Source organism: Bartonella propinqua (genome assembly GCF_047263965.1).
Taxonomy (GTDB): domain Bacteria; phylum Pseudomonadota; class Alphaproteobacteria; order Rhizobiales; family Rhizobiaceae; genus Bartonella.
On sequence record NZ_JBLEBK010000004.1, the window covers coordinates 14,875 to 33,586 of the forward strand.

The 18,712-nt window shown below is 38.7% G+C and carries 14 protein-coding genes; 4 read left to right on the plus strand and 10 right to left on the minus strand.

The window, feature by feature from the left end; genetic code table 11:
• Positions 1 to 43: 43 nt before the first annotated feature.
• From ACMFKV_RS04065 to ACMFKV_RS04080, 4 genes are read right to left on the minus strand one after another with little or no spacing between them, the layout of a single operon-like run.
• On the minus strand, positions 44 to 2,140 hold the full coding sequence (locus tag ACMFKV_RS04065; RefSeq protein WP_413154573.1) for a hypothetical protein: 2,097 nt from the start codon (positions 2,138 to 2,140) through the stop codon (positions 44 to 46).
• Positions 2,137 to 4,941, minus strand: a complete 2,805-nt coding sequence (locus tag ACMFKV_RS04070) for a DUF4159 domain-containing protein (protein WP_413154574.1) — start codon at positions 4,939 to 4,941, stop codon at positions 2,137 to 2,139. The genes ACMFKV_RS04065 and ACMFKV_RS04070 overlap by 4 nt, the downstream gene beginning before the upstream one ends.
• Complete coding sequence (locus tag ACMFKV_RS04075; protein ID WP_336288198.1) at positions 4,938 to 5,849, minus strand: DUF58 domain-containing protein; 912 nt, start codon at positions 5,847 to 5,849, stop codon at positions 4,938 to 4,940. The genes ACMFKV_RS04070 and ACMFKV_RS04075 overlap by 4 nt, the downstream gene beginning before the upstream one ends.
• On the minus strand, positions 5,849 to 6,880 hold the full coding sequence (locus tag ACMFKV_RS04080; RefSeq protein ID WP_336288199.1) for an AAA family ATPase: 1,032 nt from the start codon (positions 6,878 to 6,880) through the stop codon (positions 5,849 to 5,851). The genes ACMFKV_RS04075 and ACMFKV_RS04080 overlap by 1 nt, the downstream gene beginning before the upstream one ends.
• Before the next feature lie 249 nt (positions 6,881 to 7,129).
• Between ACMFKV_RS04080 and ACMFKV_RS04085 the strand changes: the two genes are divergently transcribed.
• On the plus strand, positions 7,130 to 8,383 hold the full coding sequence (locus ACMFKV_RS04085; protein WP_336288200.1) for a CCA tRNA nucleotidyltransferase: 1,254 nt from the start codon (positions 7,130 to 7,132) through the stop codon (positions 8,381 to 8,383).
• Between the two features lie 223 nt (positions 8,384 to 8,606).
• On the opposite strand, the gene ACMFKV_RS04090 is transcribed toward ACMFKV_RS04085, so the two are convergent.
• Positions 8,607 to 9,083 (minus strand): tRNA (cytidine(34)-2'-O)-methyltransferase, encoded by a 477-nt coding sequence (locus ACMFKV_RS04090; RefSeq protein WP_336288201.1) that lies wholly within the window; start codon positions 9,081 to 9,083, stop codon positions 8,607 to 8,609.
• Positions 9,084 to 10,533: 1,450 nt separating this feature from the next.
• Between ACMFKV_RS04090 and ACMFKV_RS04095 the strand changes: the two genes are divergently transcribed.
• Positions 10,534 to 10,965: a PRC-barrel domain-containing protein gene (locus tag ACMFKV_RS04095; protein ID WP_336288202.1), complete on the plus strand. Its 432-nt coding sequence runs from the start codon at positions 10,534 to 10,536 to the stop codon at positions 10,963 to 10,965.
• A 158-nt stretch (positions 10,966 to 11,123) separates the two neighbouring features.
• On the opposite strand, the gene ychF is transcribed toward ACMFKV_RS04095, so the two are convergent.
• Entirely contained in the window at positions 11,124 to 12,227 is a 1,104-nt protein-coding gene (gene ychF, locus ACMFKV_RS04100; protein WP_336288203.1) for a redox-regulated ATPase YchF, read from the minus strand.
• 276 nt (positions 12,228 to 12,503) lie between these two features.
• On the opposite strand from ychF, the gene ACMFKV_RS04105 reads away from it, so the two are divergent.
• A complete protein-coding gene (locus tag ACMFKV_RS04105; protein WP_336288300.1) occupies positions 12,504 to 13,244 on the plus strand; it encodes a L,D-transpeptidase in 741 nt (246 codons plus the stop codon).
• 154 nt (positions 13,245 to 13,398) lie between these two features.
• Here the strand turns inward: ACMFKV_RS04105 and pth are convergent, their stop codons facing one another.
• On the minus strand, positions 13,399 to 13,980 hold the full coding sequence (pth, locus tag ACMFKV_RS04110; RefSeq protein ID WP_336288204.1) for an aminoacyl-tRNA hydrolase: 582 nt from the start codon (positions 13,978 to 13,980) through the stop codon (positions 13,399 to 13,401).
• 79 nt (positions 13,981 to 14,059) lie between these two features.
• Positions 14,060 to 14,686: a 50S ribosomal protein L25/general stress protein Ctc gene (locus tag ACMFKV_RS04115; RefSeq protein WP_336288205.1), complete on the minus strand. Its 627-nt coding sequence runs from the start codon at positions 14,684 to 14,686 to the stop codon at positions 14,060 to 14,062.
• Positions 14,687 to 14,973: 287 nt separating this feature from the next.
• On the opposite strand from ACMFKV_RS04115, the gene ACMFKV_RS04120 reads away from it, so the two are divergent.
• Entirely contained in the window at positions 14,974 to 16,473 is a 1,500-nt protein-coding gene (locus ACMFKV_RS04120) for a helicase HerA domain-containing protein (RefSeq protein WP_413154575.1), read from the plus strand.
• Here ACMFKV_RS04120 and ACMFKV_RS04125 read toward each other — a convergent pair.
• A complete protein-coding gene (locus ACMFKV_RS04125; RefSeq protein WP_336288207.1) occupies positions 16,470 to 17,402 on the minus strand; it encodes a ribose-phosphate pyrophosphokinase in 933 nt (310 codons plus the stop codon). The genes ACMFKV_RS04120 and ACMFKV_RS04125 overlap by 4 nt on opposite strands.
• Positions 17,403 to 17,813: 411 nt before the next feature.
• Complete coding sequence (pgeF, locus tag ACMFKV_RS04130; protein ID WP_413154576.1) at positions 17,814 to 18,641, minus strand: peptidoglycan editing factor PgeF; 828 nt, start codon at positions 18,639 to 18,641, stop codon at positions 17,814 to 17,816.
• Positions 18,642 to 18,712: the final 71 nt, after the last annotated feature.

Below are 18,712 nucleotides of genomic sequence, written 5' to 3' on the forward strand. Positions count from 1 at the left end.
GACAACGGCATTTTAAAGTGGCTATACAAGTTTTCAAGATTGTTTAACGGCTTTCACGATACCACACACTGTTAAACAGTAAAAGACAAGCAAGCAGTGCAAGAAATCCAGAAAAAATCGAAAAATAAAAGGCACTGATTAAACGCGTTTCAGTTGCTTCTTTCAGAATAATTGAACGCACAAAAGGAGATGTTTGTTCTGTTTGTGATCGAGTCAATTTGATAGGGGGAAAGCTAATATTTTTTTCTTCCCTATGGTGTAACCGCATAATGTGCCCGCCAGTGTGTTTACTAATGGGGGCTAATTTTTCTTCTGTTGAAATGAGGTCAGACAATTCAAGATTATCGAGCACACCCACAGAAGAAAGTACTGTTATATCCTTGTTTCGGATGGTAAAAATTCCTGTTTCATCGGTATGAACAGTTGCTGTAAATACACCTTCTTTCTCTTTCGTAAGAGTGACATTTTTTTTCTTTCCAGAGGGGAAAGTCACTTCGACTGGTTCTGGATGATCTTTAAGCGTTTGGCGACGAATCGTTAAACGATGATGGTCACTTGTGGTGCTTAATTTTTCTTCCTCAAGCTCTGGCTCTTTCATAAGCCAATGAAAAATTCGACGATAAAGAGCTGCATAAGGACCTCCACCTTCAAAACCTCGTGCCCAAAGCCAGCTTTCGTCAGAAAGCAACATGCCTACACGTCCTTTATCAACATGGGAAAGAAGTAAAAGTGGTTGCTCGTCAGCGCCTTTCATAAGAGCAGTCGTTTTCTCTGCGTTTTGAATTGCAATTTGTCGTAGCCATCGTCCCCATTGAGAGGCTGGGTAAGTGGGCGTTGCAAGATCTCGCGTAACAGGGTGACGTTCACCTTCGCGTGTGATGGTAGGACGAAAAGGTTTTTGAATAATAATACCATTTGGTAATGCAGGCAGAATACTTATCAAAGGGGTTTGGGCAAGCGAATATTGTTGCGTAAACTCAGGTCCCGTTATCATCAACAATGCACCACCATTTTTGACATATTGGGCGATATAATCATAATAAATGAGTGGAAGAACAGCGGAATGTTGGTAGCCATCAAGGATAATGAGATCGAAATTATTAATCTCTTCGACAAACAATTTTGTTGTAGGAAATACCACAAGTGACAATTGGTTTAATGGCGTATTATCCGCTTTGTTGGGGGGGCGCAAAATAGTAAAATGAACAAGGTCAATATTGGAATCGCCTTTTAAAAGATCACGCCATGTCCGTTCACCATTGTAAGGTGCACCTGAAATGAGAAGAACACGCAGATTTTCTCTGATCCCTTCAATAACAGTTATGGCACGGTTGTTTTGAAAGCTTAATTCACCTTTATGCGTATCGGTTGCAACTTGAATGATATTTTTTTCAGCATGAGGAAGCGTAATTTCAGTTTGAAAAATGATCCCTGGGGTTACAGAATAACGACCAACTTCTTGGTCGTTAACGCTTACAGTAATGTTTGCTTGCGCTGGTAAAGATCCTTGGGGTTTGCCTTTATCTTCTACCAAAATGGAGAGCTTTTGTGGCTTATTGATAAGAGCAAAGCGGGGGGGAGAAACAAATTTGACTTGGCGATCAAATTCGTCCGATTTTCCTGTTATGAGAGCATTGATAGGGGCTTTGTGGTGAAGATCTGCTAATAGTGGAACATCATGCACTTGCCCATCGGTAATCAAAATTGTACCAGCGTAACGAGATGGCGGTATATCAGATATAGCTTGGGTTAAAGCAGTAAATAAATTCGTTGCGGGTGCATATTGATTATGAGAAAGTCTTCCAGCATCGATAAAGCGTGGCTCAAATTGTGGATAACGAGCCAATAGATTTGTTAATTGTGCGCGTGCTTCATTGGTATCATTGATACGTGTGCCAAAAGTTTGGCTTTCACTCTGATCAACAACAATGCCTACAGTGCTTTTAAGTGGTTCATGTTGTTCTGTTACTATCATTGGGTTAAGCAAAGTCAAGATAAGCGAAGCCAATGCCATAAGACGTAATAAAGAGCCTCGACGGTGCATAACCAAGCCGATAATTACAAAAAGAGCTGCTCCCCCCCCTAATAATAGAATCCAAGAGATAGGCAAAAAAGGTTGAAAAGTGATGAATGAGATCATTGCCTTCTTTCTCTGTTAAAACGTTCCAATAGCGCAGGGACATGAACTTGATCAGCTTTATAGTTTCCTGTAAGCACATAGATAACAATATTCAATCCTGCACGAAATGCCCACAGACGTTGCATCGGGTCATCGGAAATAAGGGGATATTTCCACGTGCCTTTTGCATCTAGTGCCCAAGCACTAGCGAAGTCATTTGCGGTGATAAAGAGAGAACTTACATTATCACCAGTGGTAAGAGGATTCTTACTTTTTTTATTCATTGATGATGCTTCAACCCATAAAGGTGATCCACGGTAGAGACCAGGAAAATCTGGCATAATATAAAAAGAACGCGCAACAACATGATCTTTTGATGCTGGTTCAAGGGCTGGAATATTTAATCCTTTTAAAATAGTTTGTAATCTTTGGGTGGCTGGGGTGGCTGTTTCTTCAAGGCTAAGATTGGCATTTATCTGATCGCGCGTGTCAAATAAAACTGTACCTCCATGTTTCATAAAGGTATTTATTTTTTCAAGGCTTTTTTGTGTTGGTACAGGACTGTTAGAATCTATGGGCCAATAAATGAGAGGGTAGAAAGCAAGTTCATCTTTATCAAGATCAAGTGCTATCACAGAGCTGGGCGAAAGCATTGTACGTTCTGCTATGAACTGGCTTAGTGTTTCTAGTCCGCTTTTACTTGTTGCATCAATTTCATGATTGTTGGTTATAACATAAGCAAGATGTGTGGCGCCTGCTGCTTGTACTATAGTTTTATCATAATTTTCTGTTTCTTGTGCATGAACGGTTGGAACATGTGAAAATAAGGTGATGAAACCTATTGTGAGAGAGAAAATAAAGAGCATATTGTTTCGTCGATTGAGAAAAAAAGCGCCTCCCATCCATAAAGCTAAAAAACTATCAAAGGCGAATAATACAGTCGCTAATCCTAAAAATATACCAGTGAGATGTTTTTCTTTTGTATCGTAGGATAAAGGACTCTCACCCAAAGAGGTAGGCAATGACGATTGTTTCATTAAATGTGATGAATGATTTAAGAGATTGAGTGCATAAAGATTATTTTTAAAGCCATAAAGCCCAGGTGGAGTACGATAAGAGGGCAAAGGTGGGTTTTGCGCATCAATAACGAGTGGAACAACATGAGAGGGGGGAGTTTGCAGTATGCCCTCAGCGGTCAATGTCTGCCAAGGATGTTGTACTGTTGCTGTATTGATGTGTGTGTGGCTTTTATTTTCATAAGCACTGAATGTGATTAATTTTTGCAACATTTGTGCAAAAAAACCAGAAAGAGGAAGATTTGACCATGTGAGATCTGGCGCAATATGAACAAAAATGAGTGTGCCTTTGCCACGACTAGCTGCTGTAATAAGAGGGGTTCCATCAGCAAGACTAAGCCATGTTTTTTCAAAAAGATCCGAGCTTGGTTCAGCTAAAATTTGGCGTGAAACAGTCACATCTTCTGGGAACGGAAGATCAGAGAAGAAGCTATTTTTTGCAAAAGGTGCTAATTTTTGTGGTTTAGCCCAAGACATAACACTTCCAAGCAGGCGTTTTCCAAGACGCAGCGGTACTGGCAATAAGGTATCATGCTGTTCTGTAGTACTTAGATTTTCTCCTGCAAAGCGAATGAGTGTCCCTCCTTTATTTACAAAATCAGAGAGCTTTTTTTCTGCTTCTTTTGACATATTGACAATGTCACCCATAATGAAAACAGACGGATTTTGTTTGAGTAAATTATCAATATCAACTGAGAGTTCTCTTCCTCCCGCTGTTATAAGCTGTGTATGATCTTGTAACGCCTTGATAATATAGTAAAATGGTGAAAGCAAGGGTTGTGCCATTTCATTGATACTTGGAGAGAGAAGAGCAACACGGTTTATGCGATTATGGCTATCAACTAAGAAAGTTGCAGCGGCGTGGGCGTGGTTTTCGATTTTTATCCATGCGATATCATTGCGTAACTCAAGTGGTAAATGAAAAGGAACAAGAGCTGCTGTTTCTCCTTCGTGAAAGCTTGTTGTAAAGTGACCAAGAAGTTGATTGTTTAAATCATAAAGGCTTAAATTGATTGTGGCTTCACCGTGCATGGTTGCACGAATGGTGCGCGCGGCGATGTTTCCATTATTATTTTCTATAGCTGTTATACCCATTAAGTCGGAAATATCAGCCAAATACCACAAGAGCGTTTTGGGTTTTAACTGTTCAATGAGGGCAAAAGCCTGATCATCTTCGCTCGTTTGTAAACCATCGCTTAAGTAAGCAATGTCAAGAGATTTTCCTTTGTTTATTTCAATAAGTTTTTTGAGTGCACGCACGCGGCTAACAGGCCAAGGTTGGGGTTGCAAATTCATTAAATGTTGTTTTACAACTTGCGCGGGGAAAGGACCAATATGAGAGGTGTCATTTTCAGCTGTAGCAAGCAAATAAATATTTTTTTGATGTTTTTCTGCTTGAGAAAGAAGAGCTTCGGCAACCGTAATACGTTTTCTCCATTCTTTCGCAGATGCCCATCCATTATCGATAATGAGTGCAAGTGGTTGAGTTCCAGAAAGTGTAATTGGCTTTTGATTCCAAATAGGTTGCGCCAAAGCAATAATAATCACTGTTGCCATGGTTAATCGTAACAGTAATAACCACCAAGGTGTATGGTGGGCAGCTTCTTGCTGATGCGCAACTTTAGGCAAAAGACGTAAAGGAGGAAAGAGTTCTTTCCGCGGACTGGGAGGGGTTATCCGTAATAACCACCAAATGATTGGTAAGGATAAAAGTCCTAATAAAAGGAGAGGAGCACCAAAACTCAAAGTGACCTCCTTGCATAAGATGGAGAGCTGCCTATTTTGTTTGCAAGCTGTAAAATAACTTCTGTTAAGGGGCGATCGGTTGTACTCACATGATAGCTCCACCCTTGGCGTGAGCAAAAATTTGTTAATTCTTGTCGTCTTTCTTGATACAGTTTGCAATAATGTTCACGGAGGTTTTCTGCTTTTCCTAAAACGCACTTTTCTTTTGTTTCAGGATCAAAAAATTCTGTACGACCTTTATAAGGAAAGTGCTCTTCTGCGGGATCAGCAATTTCAATTAAATGGGCAGTCACTTGTTTTGTAGACAAAGCTGCTAAGTGTTGGATAATTTTTTCAGGATAATCAAGAAAGTCGCTTATTATGATGATATGTGAAAAATGCGTAATGGTTGAAAAATCTGGAAATGAATTTTCTGCTTGATAATTTGTTAAAGCGAGTGCCATGCGTTCTATGACATTGGATGTCATTGTGGGGGGCATTAAATTGGGGATAGCAATATATTCACCGCTGCGGGCAAGAAGTGTTGCCAATGCAAGAGAAAGAATAATGGCGTGGTTCCCCTTAGAGATTTGAGAAAAGCGCGAACAATAATGCATAGAAGCACTCTGATCAGGCCAAATCCACACTGTTTGTGCCATTTCCCATTCGTGTTCACGTAGGTAAGTATGTTCATCGCGTGCTGAGCGGCGCCAGTCAATGTGTGTAATGGATTCTCCTGCAACATAAGGGCGAAATTGCCAAAAATTTTCTCCGTTCCCGCGTTTACGCCGTCCGTGCCATCCAGTTATCAATGTATTGGCAATAAGACGTGCTTGTAAAAGACAATACGGCATCTTTTCAGCATCTTTATATAGCTGGGTCGCAAGTGACAGCGGAGATTTTTTTAAAACTTTTTTGCCAATGGCCATTAGAGGGCGTCTTTCACAAGAGTGTCGATAATATTTTTTATGGTTACATCTTCAGCTCGTGCAGAAAAATTGAGTGCCATGCGATGTTGTAAGACAGGATGAGCCAATGTTGCAACATCATCAAGTGAGGGGGCTAAACGCCCATAATAAAGAGCGCGGGCGCGGGCACAAAGTGAAAGTGCTTGTGATGCCCGAGGTCCAGGTCCCCAAGCAATATAATTGTTTGCAAAGGTGTTATCTTTATCAGGGCGGGCTGAACGGACTAGCTTTAAAATGGCATCGACAACATTTTCGGAGATGGGCATTTTACGGACAATTTTTTGAATTTTTTGCAATTTTTCTGCCGATAAAATTGGTTGTGCACTTTGTGTTTTTTCTATTGTTGTTTCTAAAATGATACGTCGTTCTGTTGTAAGATCGGGATAATCAATGTCAATTTGCATTAAAAAGCGATCAAGTTGCGCTTCAGGGAGTGGATAAGTTCCTTCCTGTTCAAGAGGGTTTTGGGTTGCAAGCACGTGAAAAGGTTGTGGCAAGTCGTAATGGGCTCCGGCAACAGTGACATGATATTCTTGCATAGCTTGTAGAAGGGCTGATTGCGTGCGTGGAGAGGCACGATTAATTTCATCAGCCATGAGAAGTTGGGTAAAAATAGGACCTTTGATGTAACGGAAAGAGCGCTTACCATTTTCGTCTGAATCCATAATCTCAGAACCGATAATGTCTGATGGCATCAAGTCGGGCGTAAATTGGATGCGCTTTCCATTAAGCCCCAATACTGTTCCCAATGTTTCAACAAGACGCGTTTTTGCTAAACCTGGAGCACCAACGAGAAGAGCGTGACCACCAGCCAAAATGGCTGTTAAGGCGTATTCAATTACATGCTTTTGACCAAAAATAACTTTATCAATTTCTCGTTGTAAAACATCCAATTCTTTGTGCACTGTATCAATATCATTAATGATTATTTGAGCTTCGTTACTGATATTGGCATTCTTAATAGAATTAGATAACGTATCGCTTTGACTCATATTATTTCCTTAAGGCATTTGTCGTAAAATTGATAATTTTTTCTGCATGATAATGAATATTTTATGATTTGTAGCAGAAAATGAAGAGAAAAGAAGTATCGTGGGCTGTTTTTTTTTAATATTCGTGCACAGATGGAGGAATCAATTTTGGGTAAATGGAGTTATTTTATCAGGGGTGGAGGATTAGAGTGTGACCCTATAAAGGTGTCTGTCTAAAGGAATGATGGCAATTGTTTGAAAGGTTAAGGGGTGAATATAATACAAAATTTCAAACATGTTGATTGGTTACAGCATGAGCATGTCCAAACACTTCTGCGTGTTTTGTCTTTGGGTGGTGAAGAAGCACGTATTGTAGGAGGAGCAGTGCGCAATCAGCTGTTGGGGCAGCCTATTAGTGATATTGATATTGCTACAACCTGTTTGCCGCAACAGGTTATAGTACGTGCAGAAGAAGCAGGATTTAAAGCTATTCCTACAGGTGTTGCATTTGGTACAGTGACGGTGGTTGCCGAGTCATGCTCTTATGAGGTTACAACCCTTCGTTCTGATATTGAAACAGATGGTCGTCATGCAAAAGTAGCATTTGGTCGTGATTGGCAAAAAGATGCTGAGCGGCGGGATTTTACTATTAATGCGCTTTATTGTGATGCTACTGGGCAGCTTTATGATGCAGTAAAAGGTTTGAATGATATTGCAAGCCGAACAGTACGTTTTATCGGAATTGCAGAAAATCGTATTTGTGAGGATTATTTACGTATTTTGCGATTCTTTCGTTTTTTTGCTTGGTATGGGGCAGGACGACCTGATGTAGAGGGATTGAAAGCATGTGTTCGTTTAAAAGATGGTCTGCAAAAACTTTCATCTGAGCGTATTTGGGGAGAAATGAAAAAACTTCTTTCTGCTACAGATCCAACACGTGCTCTTTTATGGATGCGCCAAAGTGGAATTTTGACACTTATTTTTCCTGAAACAGAAAAGTGGGGCATTGATGCGATTCATTCACTTGTGAAGGCAGAACAAGCTTTTGGTTGGAAAATAGATCCGCTATTGCGGCTGGAAAGTCTTCTCCCTCCTGATCCTGTACGTCTTCATGAAATGGCGCATCGCTTGCGTTTATCTAACAAAGAAACAATACGGTTAAAGAAGTGGGCAGAGCTAAAACTGATAAGCCAGAATTGTTCAGATAATTTTGTGCAAAAACTGATTTATTTTCATGATCGACAGCCAGTTTTAGATCAATTATCCTTATCCGTGGCTGCAGCACATGCTGACGCTCAGGAAGGAAGTGGGGTTTCACAAAAAGCAGAAAAATATATTAGATTTTATCAGCTTGCTCAAAAATGGCAAATTCCGACTTTTCCTGTAAGTGGCAAGGACTTGATGAAAAAAGGCTTACCTAAAGGAGTGCTTTTAGGACAAAAGCTCAAAGAGCTAGAAACAATATGGATTGAAAGTGGATTTTTAATAGATCGCAATGAGTTATTAGAAAAAATTAATTTATAATATTAAATTTTTTTGATAGCTTAGTGCTTTTATTTTATTTATTATAATTTTCACTATTGTTAAGTTTTTAGCGGTACCATTTTTAGAGCTGCTAGTAGTGGCAATGATGTAAAAATTTTTATTGATGTGCTGATTTCACTTTTTTAAAAACTGTTAGTTATGTGCAGCGCATGAGCATGTTTGTTATATAGTGAAAATCTTGATGGAAATTTTGTCATTTTTTTCATAGAGTTTTGCTTTGTTCATTATAACCAATTTGGCGAAGTGCTTCTCCTGTCGTTATAGCCACACTCATTGCGAGATTGAGAGAGCGTGCATGTGGTTGCATAGGAATTTTCAATACGTAGTCAACGGTTTTATAGACATAATCGGGAACTCCTGCTGATTCACGACCAAAAAGTAAAACATCATTTTTCTGATAACATATCTCTGTATAGCATGTTTCTGCTTTTGTACTTAAAAGTAAAAGACGGCGATTAGAGCGCTTAATGGTGTTCATAAAATGTTGCCAATCGATGTGTCGTTCTAAGGAGGCATATTCAAGGTAATCTAAGCCTGCTCTCTTAAGGTTGCGATCTGATAGATTAAAACCAGCAGGTTCAATAATATGTACATGCAAACCAAAGCAGGCACTAAGGCGCAAAATCGTTCCTGTATTACCAGCAATATCAGGTTGAAAAAGAGCAATGTGAAGTGTCATACACCATCCCTTATGTTTTTTCTCTATGATTTATAAAGAAGCTCTATGGTTTATTCCAGAAATATAATTGAAAAGCATGTGGTTTTTACATTTATGTGTTACAGACATTTGGATTTTCGAGGGAAAGTTATGTGCATTAAGCTTATTATGAGACACGCAAAAGCATATCTTCAAAAATATTGTGCGTACTCTCAAGAATAGAGCAATATAATTTTCAAGACTGTGTTGTGATTGAGTATTGAAAGCAAATAAAATATTCAGAAATTGTTGTAGAAAAAATACTCTATGATCTAGGTAGCATTACCTGTTTTATGGGGAGCTCTATAGTATCATACAAGATTTCACGCGCTGGTTTTAATTGTCGTTGCAGTATCTATAATCATCGTGGCAAGAAGTAATAACTCAAACTTGTTGATTGAAAAATTCAGGAGGAAATTTTTCTGAAGAATTCGCTAAGTTTGATAATGGTAAGCCATTTAAAGTTTAAGGTAAGAAAAACTTCCATTACTATAGAGACCAACGCTTTTTGGTAAAAATTTTCATAAATGACATTTGTGAAAGATGACAAAGACGATAATGAATATTTCATAGGGATTTTGGCAATTATGACAATATATTTTATTGAAAAAATATTTTCATTGGAGGACTATTTTTTGAAAGATTTCTTTGATTGGGGATATGGTTACATGCAATATTTTTTGATGGCTATAATGTGAGAAAGTTGACTTTTGAGTGTTGTATGTTTTCCATTTCTTTTGTTTTTGTGGGGGTTCATTTTGGCAATTTATTAAATTAGGCAGGCAAATCTAAACGCTTTTGAAATACAGGCAGATAAAGAAAATGTTTTTTTCGTTATATATTGCTTATTAAAGATATTTTTGTCTTATGGTTTTTCCCTACCTTTGTTAGCGAATACGGAGAAAAATTTATTATTGATGGTGTGTATGTGTGCCGTATGTTTGCCGTTTTTTATTTTTATTTTAATCCCTTAGCTTGTATTATAGTATTGCTGAGTCAGATTGTATGGCAGCTTTTTTACGCAAGGGATCAGAAAGTAGCAGAAACCATAAAAATTTTTATGGTTTTGAGGGTAGTTTGTAATTTATTGCGAGCAATGCTTTTGATTGTGATGTTACCTTAGGGCAATGGGTATGCTCGTATGAGAACAGAACGGGGAAGATAATTGAATATCATTGTGTGTGGTGTCTTTGCTGATGTCAAGGAAGTGCTTCATACAGGGAGTTCAGAAAATTCGTTTTTTCTTATTTTAATCACTTCGGTAAAGGATTGTTTTTTATTTAAAAAAGTTAGATCTGATGCAGTTTAAGGGAAAAAAATTGAGAAAAAATTGAAAATTTAAAAAGATCAAGGTTATTGATTCTGAAAAAATAGAGGGAACAAATTTAACTATGAGGCATTGAGAGTTGTAAAGTAAAAACGGAGATTTAAAATGAAGAAAATTGCATTTACTACTCTTATGTCAGTTTTTGTGGCTTCTAGTGCTTATGCCCAATCTTTCGCGGTATCTCCTGAACCTGAAGTCGTTTTTTCAACGGGGACTGTACAGGTAGGTTCAGATATGTCTGCGCGTTATGTTACGCCTACAGCGACTGATTTCGTTGCTTCAAGTCTTATTGGTGCAAATGTATACAATATAGAGGATAAGCATATTGGCGAAGTAAAGGATATTATTTTACGTGAAAACAGTATTGCGGGGATTGTTATTGCTGTTGGTGGTTTTCTTGGGATAGGGGAAAGCTATGTAGTCATTTCTCCAGAAACAATCCAAATGACAAATGATTATGGAAAATGGAAGCTTATTACAAATGCGACAAAAGATTCTTTGAAGGAAGCTCCAACATTTAAATATGAAAAACATTGAGCACGTTTCTTTTTCTATGGAAAAACAGCCGCTACTAGAGAGAGGGTAGCGCTGTTTTTTTTTAAATAAAGAGTTTCTTGTGAATGTTTTTAAAACAATTACAGGAAGCAATGTTCGTTTGTCTGAGAGATGTAGGAAGATTGTGTAAACGAAGCGCGTTAAGTGTTGTGCTTAAACAACATGATATCGCCATCTTGCACAATATATTCTTTTCCTTCATCGCGGGCTTTGCCTGCTTCTTTTGCTCCATTTTCCCCGCCTAGAGCAATATAGTCCTCGTAGCTGATGGTCTGAGCACGAATGAAACCACGTTCAAAATCAGAGTGGATGACGCCAGCTGCTTGAGGTGCTTTTGTCCCGCGTACAATTGTCCATGCTCGTGTTTCTTTAGGACCACATGTGAAATAAGTGATTAAGTCAAGCAAGTGGTAGCCAGCACGAATGAGCCGATTCAAACTCGGTTCACAAAGGTTGAGAGCATTAAGATATTCTGTAGCTTCTTCTTCATTAAGTTGAGTGATTTCAGCTTCGATAGCAGCAGAAATAATAATGCTTTGGGCATTTTGTTCTGTTGCCATTTTTTCAACTGTTTGGGTAAAGCTATTCCCATGAGCGGCGTCATTTTCACTTACATTACAAACATAAAGTACTGGTTTTGAAGTTAAAAGATTCAAACCGTTAAGAATATAGCGTTCATCGGAAGAGATGTCTTTGAGTAATAATCGGACAGGACTTCCTTTCTGTAACAAATTTAATGCTGCTTCCATCATAGGAAGAATTGTCAAAGCTTCTTTATCTTTTCCAGTTGCACGTTTACGGATTTGTACGATTCGTCGTTCAAGACTTTCAAGATCGGCAAGCATGAGTTCTGTTTCAACAGTTGTCGCATCAGAAACAGGATCAATACGCCCTTCTACGTGGGTAATATCTTCATCTTTAAAACAGCGTAAAACGTGAATAATGGCATCAACTTCGCGAATATTGGCTAAAAATTTATTGCCTAGCCCTTCACCTTTTGAAGCGCCACGTACAAGCCCAGCAATATCAACAAAACTGATGCGTGTAGGAACGATTTCTTTTGAACCAGCGATAGATGCAACTTTCTCCATCCGAAAATCTGGGACGGCAACTTCACCAGTATTGGGTTCGATTGTGCAAAAAGGATAATTGGCAGCTTGTGCTGTGGCTGTTTTCGTTAATGCATTAAAAAGAGTTGATTTGCCAACATTAGGTAATCCTACAATACCGCATTTAAAGCCCATGAATTGCCTTCTTTTCTGTTGATTTTATAATCAGAATAAATATTTTTGAATATTTTCTATAGCATATTTTGAGAAAAGTTATAGTCTCTGGTTTTTAGGAAGGGATAAAAAAAGTTATTCTGGAAGAAAGTGTAATTTTGAATGTCACGTTCTAAATATTTCCTATTTCAATCATAAAAATTTTAGTCATAAGAAATTCTCACTTAATATTAACAGTGTGCTAAGTTTTTTATAATATGCAAGTCTGCGTATGAATCAATCGGAGAAAATATGAGAGTGTTGTCTCGTCGAGCCTTTTTAATTGCAACTGTAATTGCAGCACCTTTGGCTTTGGTTGCATGTGTTACTCGTCAATCAAATGTATCTCAACAAGTTTTGCACGTTCCAGAAGAAATACGGGCTTTATATGGGCCTGTAACAAATGAATCTTATTCATTACCCGCTATTGATCTTTCGACAATTGATCCAAAGTTTTTGCGCCAAGAAGTAATTTATTATACATCTTACCCACCTGGTACATTGGTTGTGGATACTCAAGAACGTTTCCTTTACCTTATAGGTGAAAATGGGAAGGCTTTGCGTTATGGTATTGGTGTTGGTAAGGAGGGATTGGAATTTGAAGGTGAAGGAGTTATACAGCGCAAGCGCAAGTGGCCAAGTTGGGCTCCTACTGCAGCAATGATGGCTCGAGAACCAGAGCGTTATGGTCATTTGGGAAAGGGAATGCCACCGGGGCCTGATAATCCATTAGGTGCGCGAGCACTTTATCTTTATAAAAATGGGAAAGATACGCTCTTCCGCATTCATGGTTCACACGAGTCGTGGTCGATTGGTCAAGCTATTTCAAGCGGGTGTATTCGTTTACTTAATCAAGATGCTATTGACCTTTATGATCGTGTTCCTGTTGGTGCGCGCGTGATTGTATTGCAGAAAAATGAGGAACCATCCAGTATTTTGGATCAACAAAATATTAATGATCCACTAATGTCCACTATCTATTCAGGTGAATTGTTTTAGTTTTAAAGGGTACAGATTTAACTCGTTGCGTGTGATAAGTTCTTTCTATTTAAACACTTCTTTCTTAAAAGGAATCCTTTCAAAAAAGAGAGTGCGTACACAAAATCTTTAACAAGATAGACTAATCTATCTTATATGCGAGAAAAATGACTTTTTATTGTAAGTCTTTGTTTTTCATTACTCGTGAAATCTCGTTTATAAAGAGACCACTGTCACCTTTGACGAGAAGAGGAATATTTTTTGCAAGTGTATTTAATAGGGGAAGAAGCCATTCTTGATCGGATTTTGTAAAATTTCCTAAAACATGTTGATGAACAAGTTCTTTGGAACCTGGGTGTCCGATTCCTAAGCGGACACGGCAGTAATCAGCACCGCAATGGGCATCAATAGATTTTATGCCGTTATGTCCATTACTTCCCCCACCAATTTTTACACGTACTGTTCCAGGTGGTAAGTCTAATTCATCGTAGATGACAATTAAATTCTTCAATTCTAATTTATAAAATCGTAAAATTTCACCAATGGCTTGACCAGAGAGGTTCATGAAAGTTTGGGGTTTTATAAGAAAAGTTTTTTCACCATTTATAAGCCCATTAGAGATTTCTGCTTGAAATTTCTTTGACCATGGAGAAAAAGAGAAAGATTGATAAATAGCATCAACAGCCATGAAACCAATATTATGGCGGTTATTTTGGTAGTGTGAACCAAGGTTGCCAAGACCAGCAATGAGCCACATGTGCACCTTCAGTAAAGTGTGAGGAGTTAAAAATTTTTTTAAATAAAGGCGGGAGTTTTCTCCCACCTTCTAAAGTGTATTAAGCTTTTGCGTTATTTTCGCTATTTTCTTGTTCTGCACTGTCATCACTAACATCCATGCCAGCAGGAGCTGCAATGGTTGCAATGGTAAAGTCTCTATCTTGGATAACAGGGATAACACCTTCTGGCAGTTGTACTGCTGAAATATGGATAGAATCTCCCAGAGAGTAGTTGGCAAGGTCAATCTCAATCGCTTGAGGGATGGCATTTGCTGGGGCAGTACATTCAATTTCATGGCGAACAATATTTAAGACGCCTCCCCGTTTAATTCCAGGAGCTGTATCTTCATTGAGGAAGTGTACAGGAATACTCACATCTACAATGGATTTCGCGGAAATACGTAAAAAATCTATATGAATGGGAAAGTCACGAACTGGATCAAGTTGGTAATCTTTTGCTAAAACTAGAATTTTTTGTTTGTCAACTGTAATAGTTGCAGTGGTGGTACGAAAACCACCAGCATGAATTTTATGGAAAATTTCTTTATAGGAAACTGCAATTGCTAAAGGGGGTTGTTTGTCACCATAAATGACAGCTGGGATGAGACCGTTACGGCGCAGTTCACGGGAGGACCCCTTACCAACCCGCTCGCGTATTTCGGCCTTAAGAGTGTAGCTTTTGCTCATGATTTAAGTCCTTATTTACATAATTGGAGATTCACCAAAAACCAACAACAGTTTTTGCATGAATATGAAGATATGCGCTGTAAAGTAGCGATTGCTCCATTCTGCGTTGCCTCCAAGGGTGTCTACGCAGAAGTTTGTTCTATAATTCAAACCTTTTGAAGATGCAAGAGTTGTGGGAAAAGTCCATGATTTTTACCGTTAAGAAAGAGGAAATGTTACAAGTATAATACAGATGGAGAAGCAGTAAATATTCGCTAATATATTTAAAATTGGAGGCTGGAGGCATTATGAAAGTTGAGATCGTCTTGGGGGAGATGTCGGAAACTAGTGCTTTGCGTAAAGCGATGCCAGCGCTCGTTGATCTTGAAGAATTATTGGCAACACGTTTGCTTGTGCAAGGGAATTCTGGTTCAGGAAAATCACATCTTCTTCGACGTTTGCTTGAACAAAGTGCTTCATGGGTGCAGCATTGTGTAATTGATCCAGAGGGTGATTTTGTAACTTTGGCAGATAAATTTGGTCATGTTGTTGTTGAGGCGCAATGCAGTGAACAAGAATTGGCACGTATTGCCTACCGAGTTCGCCAACATCGGGTTTCTGTGGTGTTTAATCTTGAAGGTTTGGATAATGAACAACAGATGCGTGCTGTTGGTGCTTTTCTTGGTGCATTGTTTGATGTGGAGCGCGATTATTGGTATCCTATGCTTGTTGTGGTTGATGAAGCACAATTATTTGCCCCAGCTGCTGCGGGAGAGGTTTCTGATGAAGCACGTAAAATTTCGCTCAGTGCGATGACCAACCTTATGTGCCGAGGGCGAAAACGCGGGCTTGCTGGTGTCATTGCTACACAGCGTTTGGCTAAGCTTGCAAAAAATGTAGCTGCGGAAGCTTCAAATTTTTTAATAGGACGAACTTTCTTAGATATTGATATGGTTCGTGCTGCGGATCTTCTGGGGATAGAGCGCCGTCAAGCAGAAATGTTTAGAGATCTTGAGCGGGGCCATTTTATAGCTTTAGGGCCCGCTTTATCACGACGTTCCTTACCCATCATCATTGGTCCTGTTGAAACATTGGCGCGCTCTTCTAGTCCAAAACTTATGCCGCTTCCGACGGAAAGAGAGGATGTCAAAGAACTCGTTTTTACTGCTTCGCCAGAAGAAATGTTAGTTCCATTTAAACATTCTCGAGAACCTGTGAAGGAAAAATCAGTTCATGAAATGTTAGAAAAAGCTGTGCAAGAAAAACAAGAATTATTAGAAGAAAAGCTCAGTTTATTTCCTGAACTTTCTGTTGTGAATCATAACATACAGGCAGAACATATTATTCGTGAAATTATCGATGACCCTGAGGCTGCTTATCGTTCAACAGCGGTGCTTTATCAAGATTTTTTGGTTCGTTGCCGTATTCACGGTATATCAGGAGTTTCTTTTAATCTTTCGCAATTTCGGCGTAAATTAGCTATCGCTCAGGCTGCTGTTGACGATGAGACTGCTGCAAGTGAAAGCTGGAAACGCATTTTACATATATCGGAAAGTTTAGAAGATGACGTCCAAGGTGTTTTTTTGAATGTGGCACAGGCAGCGCTTACTGGAAAACCATGTCCGTCAGATGCACTTTTGGCACGTCTTTACGGAACCCATTCCTTAAGCCGTGCACGTCGACTTTTAACCTATTTCGAAGAGCGCGGACTTGTTGTTATTCATACTCATTTTAGCGGTCAACGCACTATAGCTTTCCCTGAGCTTGGTGTAGAAACAGCACCAGGAGATCCAAAGGTACCAGTTTAACCAAATAAGCTTGAGACAGATTGTTCTGCTGCTGTTCTTGCAATTGCTTCTCCAATTAAGTCGGCAATTGGCAAAACGCGGATATTATGTGCGTTTTCAATTGCTTTTGTTGACATAATTGAGTCAGTGATAACCAATTCTTTCATTTCTGAGTTGGTAATGCGTTCGATAGCATTTCCAGAAAGAACACCGTGTGTGATGTAAGCTGTGACGCTATTCGCACCGTGTTTAAGCAGAGCACTTGCTGCATTGCAGAGGGTTCCACCTGAATCAACAATATCATCAAACAAAAGACAGTCTTTTCCAGATACATCTCCAATGATATTCATAACTTCTGATTCTCCAGGGCGTTCGCGACGTTTATCAACAATAGCCAGTAAACTGTTCAAGCGTTTTGCTAAGGAGCGTGCGCGCACTACGCCACCAACATCAGGTGAAACAACAATAACATTTTCAAGAGAATAATGCATTTTAACATCGCGAGAAATGACTGGAACAGCATAAAGATTATCTGTTGGAATATCAAAAAAACCTTGGATTTGTCCTGCATGAAGATCCAATGTCAAAACCCGATGAGCGCCTGCTTCAGTAATTAGGTTAGCAACAAGTTTTGCAGAAATAGGGGTACGTGGTCCAGGTTTACGGTCTTGGCGGGCGTAACCAAAATAGGGAATAACAGCTGTGATCCGACGTGCCGAAGAACGACGAAGAGCATCAATCATGATGAGTAATTCCATCAAATGATCATTTGCAGGATAGGATGAAGATTGCAAAACAAACACATCTTGTCCACGGACATTTTCATGTAATTCTACAAAAATTTCCTGATCAGCAAAGCGTTTCACTGTTGCTTTACCTAAGGGAATATTTAAATAATTTGCAACATCTTCAGCAAGACGTGGGTTAGAATTGCCACAGAAAAGTTTCATAGTAGAACCTCTAAATAATCACAGTAGAATGTGACACGGTTTTTAACTTTTTATCGCCAGATTGCAAGGAAACAATTACCACAATATTACAATTTTATTCATCATCGTTAAAGAAGGGGATACTTTCTTTTCTTTTTTTGAAATTGTTTGTTATTTTGTGAGAAAAATTTGGGAACAGTAAGGGAATGAGCACGTATTGGTTGAGCTTTTTTTGCAATTTTTTATAAAAGGATAGCTTTAATATTTTTTATGCCTTAGTTTGAGGTAAATGAGAAAAGTACGTTGAAAGATATATTTTGCCATTAAATACTCCAATCAAACATCAAAATTGCCATGTTTTATTAGTGAAGAGCTCATTGCGTGAAAAAGCAAAAGTGCAAATGGGTTTACTTTTTATTGGGATGAAAGGTTTTATTTTGCAGTTTTGGTATTCTTTGTAAGGCAAAAAAGTTTTTCATTTTTCAACATAATAGCAGAAATTTGTCGTCCGTAATCAGATTCATTACGGTGCATTGCACGGCGATAAGAAAAAAAGCGTTGTTCATCTTGGTAAGTGCAAAGTTCTAGACAAGAAGCATGAACTCCTGCTTCTTTTAGTTGATCCATAATAAACGCCCATAGGTTGAAGTTAAAGTGATTTACTTTATCTGTTTTTAAAAAATATTTTTGGAATTTGCTATGAGAATCAACAAATTGGTCATAAAATTCGCTTGTTACTTCATAGTGGCAAACACCAATACAAGGTCCAAGAACCGCTGTTATTGAATGTCGTTTGGCGCCTTGTTTTTCCATAACAGAAATTGTTTTTTCCATAATGCCACTTAAGCTGCCTCGCCAGCCAGCATGCGCGGCGGCGATAACGCCTGCTTGCGGATCAGAAAGTAAAACTGGTCCACAATCTGCTGTAAGAATGCCGATTACTAAATCTTGTGTGGTTGTAACAAGAGCGTCAGCTTTAGGAGGTTTACCGATAAAAGCTTTGTCAACAACAACGACTTCACAGGAATGTATTTGATGGAGTGTGACTAAATTTTGTACTTCAACACCAAAATAATTGGCAATTAAAGTGCGGTTTTGTGCAATATGTTCAGGGTGATCATTTGAGCTTTGCCCGACATTAAGGCTGTGATAAAGGTTTTTTGAAACACCGCCTTGACGTGTAAAAAAGCCATGTTTTATTCCATGTGTGTGTAAAGCAGAAAGATCTTTTGCAAGAATAGGCGTAGGGACAGGCTTCATCAAAGTTCCTTTTATGATTATTTTTAAAGTAGGAATGGTGTGTAAGATGCCAATATTTGTCAATATATAAG

Bases quoted from the DNA above. Each gene is read 5' to 3' on its own strand.
- ACMFKV_RS04065 (WP_413154573.1), bottom strand. From the start codon at position 2,140: ATGATCTCATTCATCACTTTTCAACCTTTTTTGCCTATCTCTTGGATT.
- ACMFKV_RS04075 (WP_336288198.1), bottom strand. From the start codon at position 5,849: ATGGCCATTGGCAAAAAAGTTTTAAAAAAATCTCCGCTGTCACTTGCG.
- ACMFKV_RS04080 (WP_336288199.1), bottom strand. From the start codon at position 6,880: ATGAGTCAAAGCGATACGTTATCTAATTCTATTAAGAATGCCAATATC.
- ACMFKV_RS04090 (WP_336288201.1), bottom strand. From the start codon at position 9,083: ATGACACTTCACATTGCTCTTTTTCAACCTGATATTGCTGGTAATACA.
- ACMFKV_RS04095 (WP_336288202.1), top strand. From the start codon at position 10,534: ATGAAGAAAATTGCATTTACTACTCTTATGTCAGTTTTTGTGGCTTCT.
- ychF (WP_336288203.1), bottom strand. From the start codon at position 12,227: ATGGGCTTTAAATGCGGTATTGTAGGATTACCTAATGTTGGCAAATCA.
- pth (WP_336288204.1), bottom strand. From the start codon at position 13,980: ATGTGGCTCATTGCTGGTCTTGGCAACCTTGGTTCACACTACCAAAAT.
- ACMFKV_RS04115 (WP_336288205.1), bottom strand. From the start codon at position 14,686: ATGAGCAAAAGCTACACTCTTAAGGCCGAAATACGCGAGCGGGTTGGT.
- ACMFKV_RS04120 (WP_413154575.1), top strand. From the start codon at position 14,974: ATGAAAGTTGAGATCGTCTTGGGGGAGATGTCGGAAACTAGTGCTTTG.
- ACMFKV_RS04125 (WP_336288207.1), bottom strand. From the start codon at position 17,402: ATGAAACTTTTCTGTGGCAATTCTAACCCACGTCTTGCTGAAGATGTT.
- pgeF (WP_413154576.1), bottom strand. From the start codon at position 18,641: ATGAAGCCTGTCCCTACGCCTATTCTTGCAAAAGATCTTTCTGCTTTA.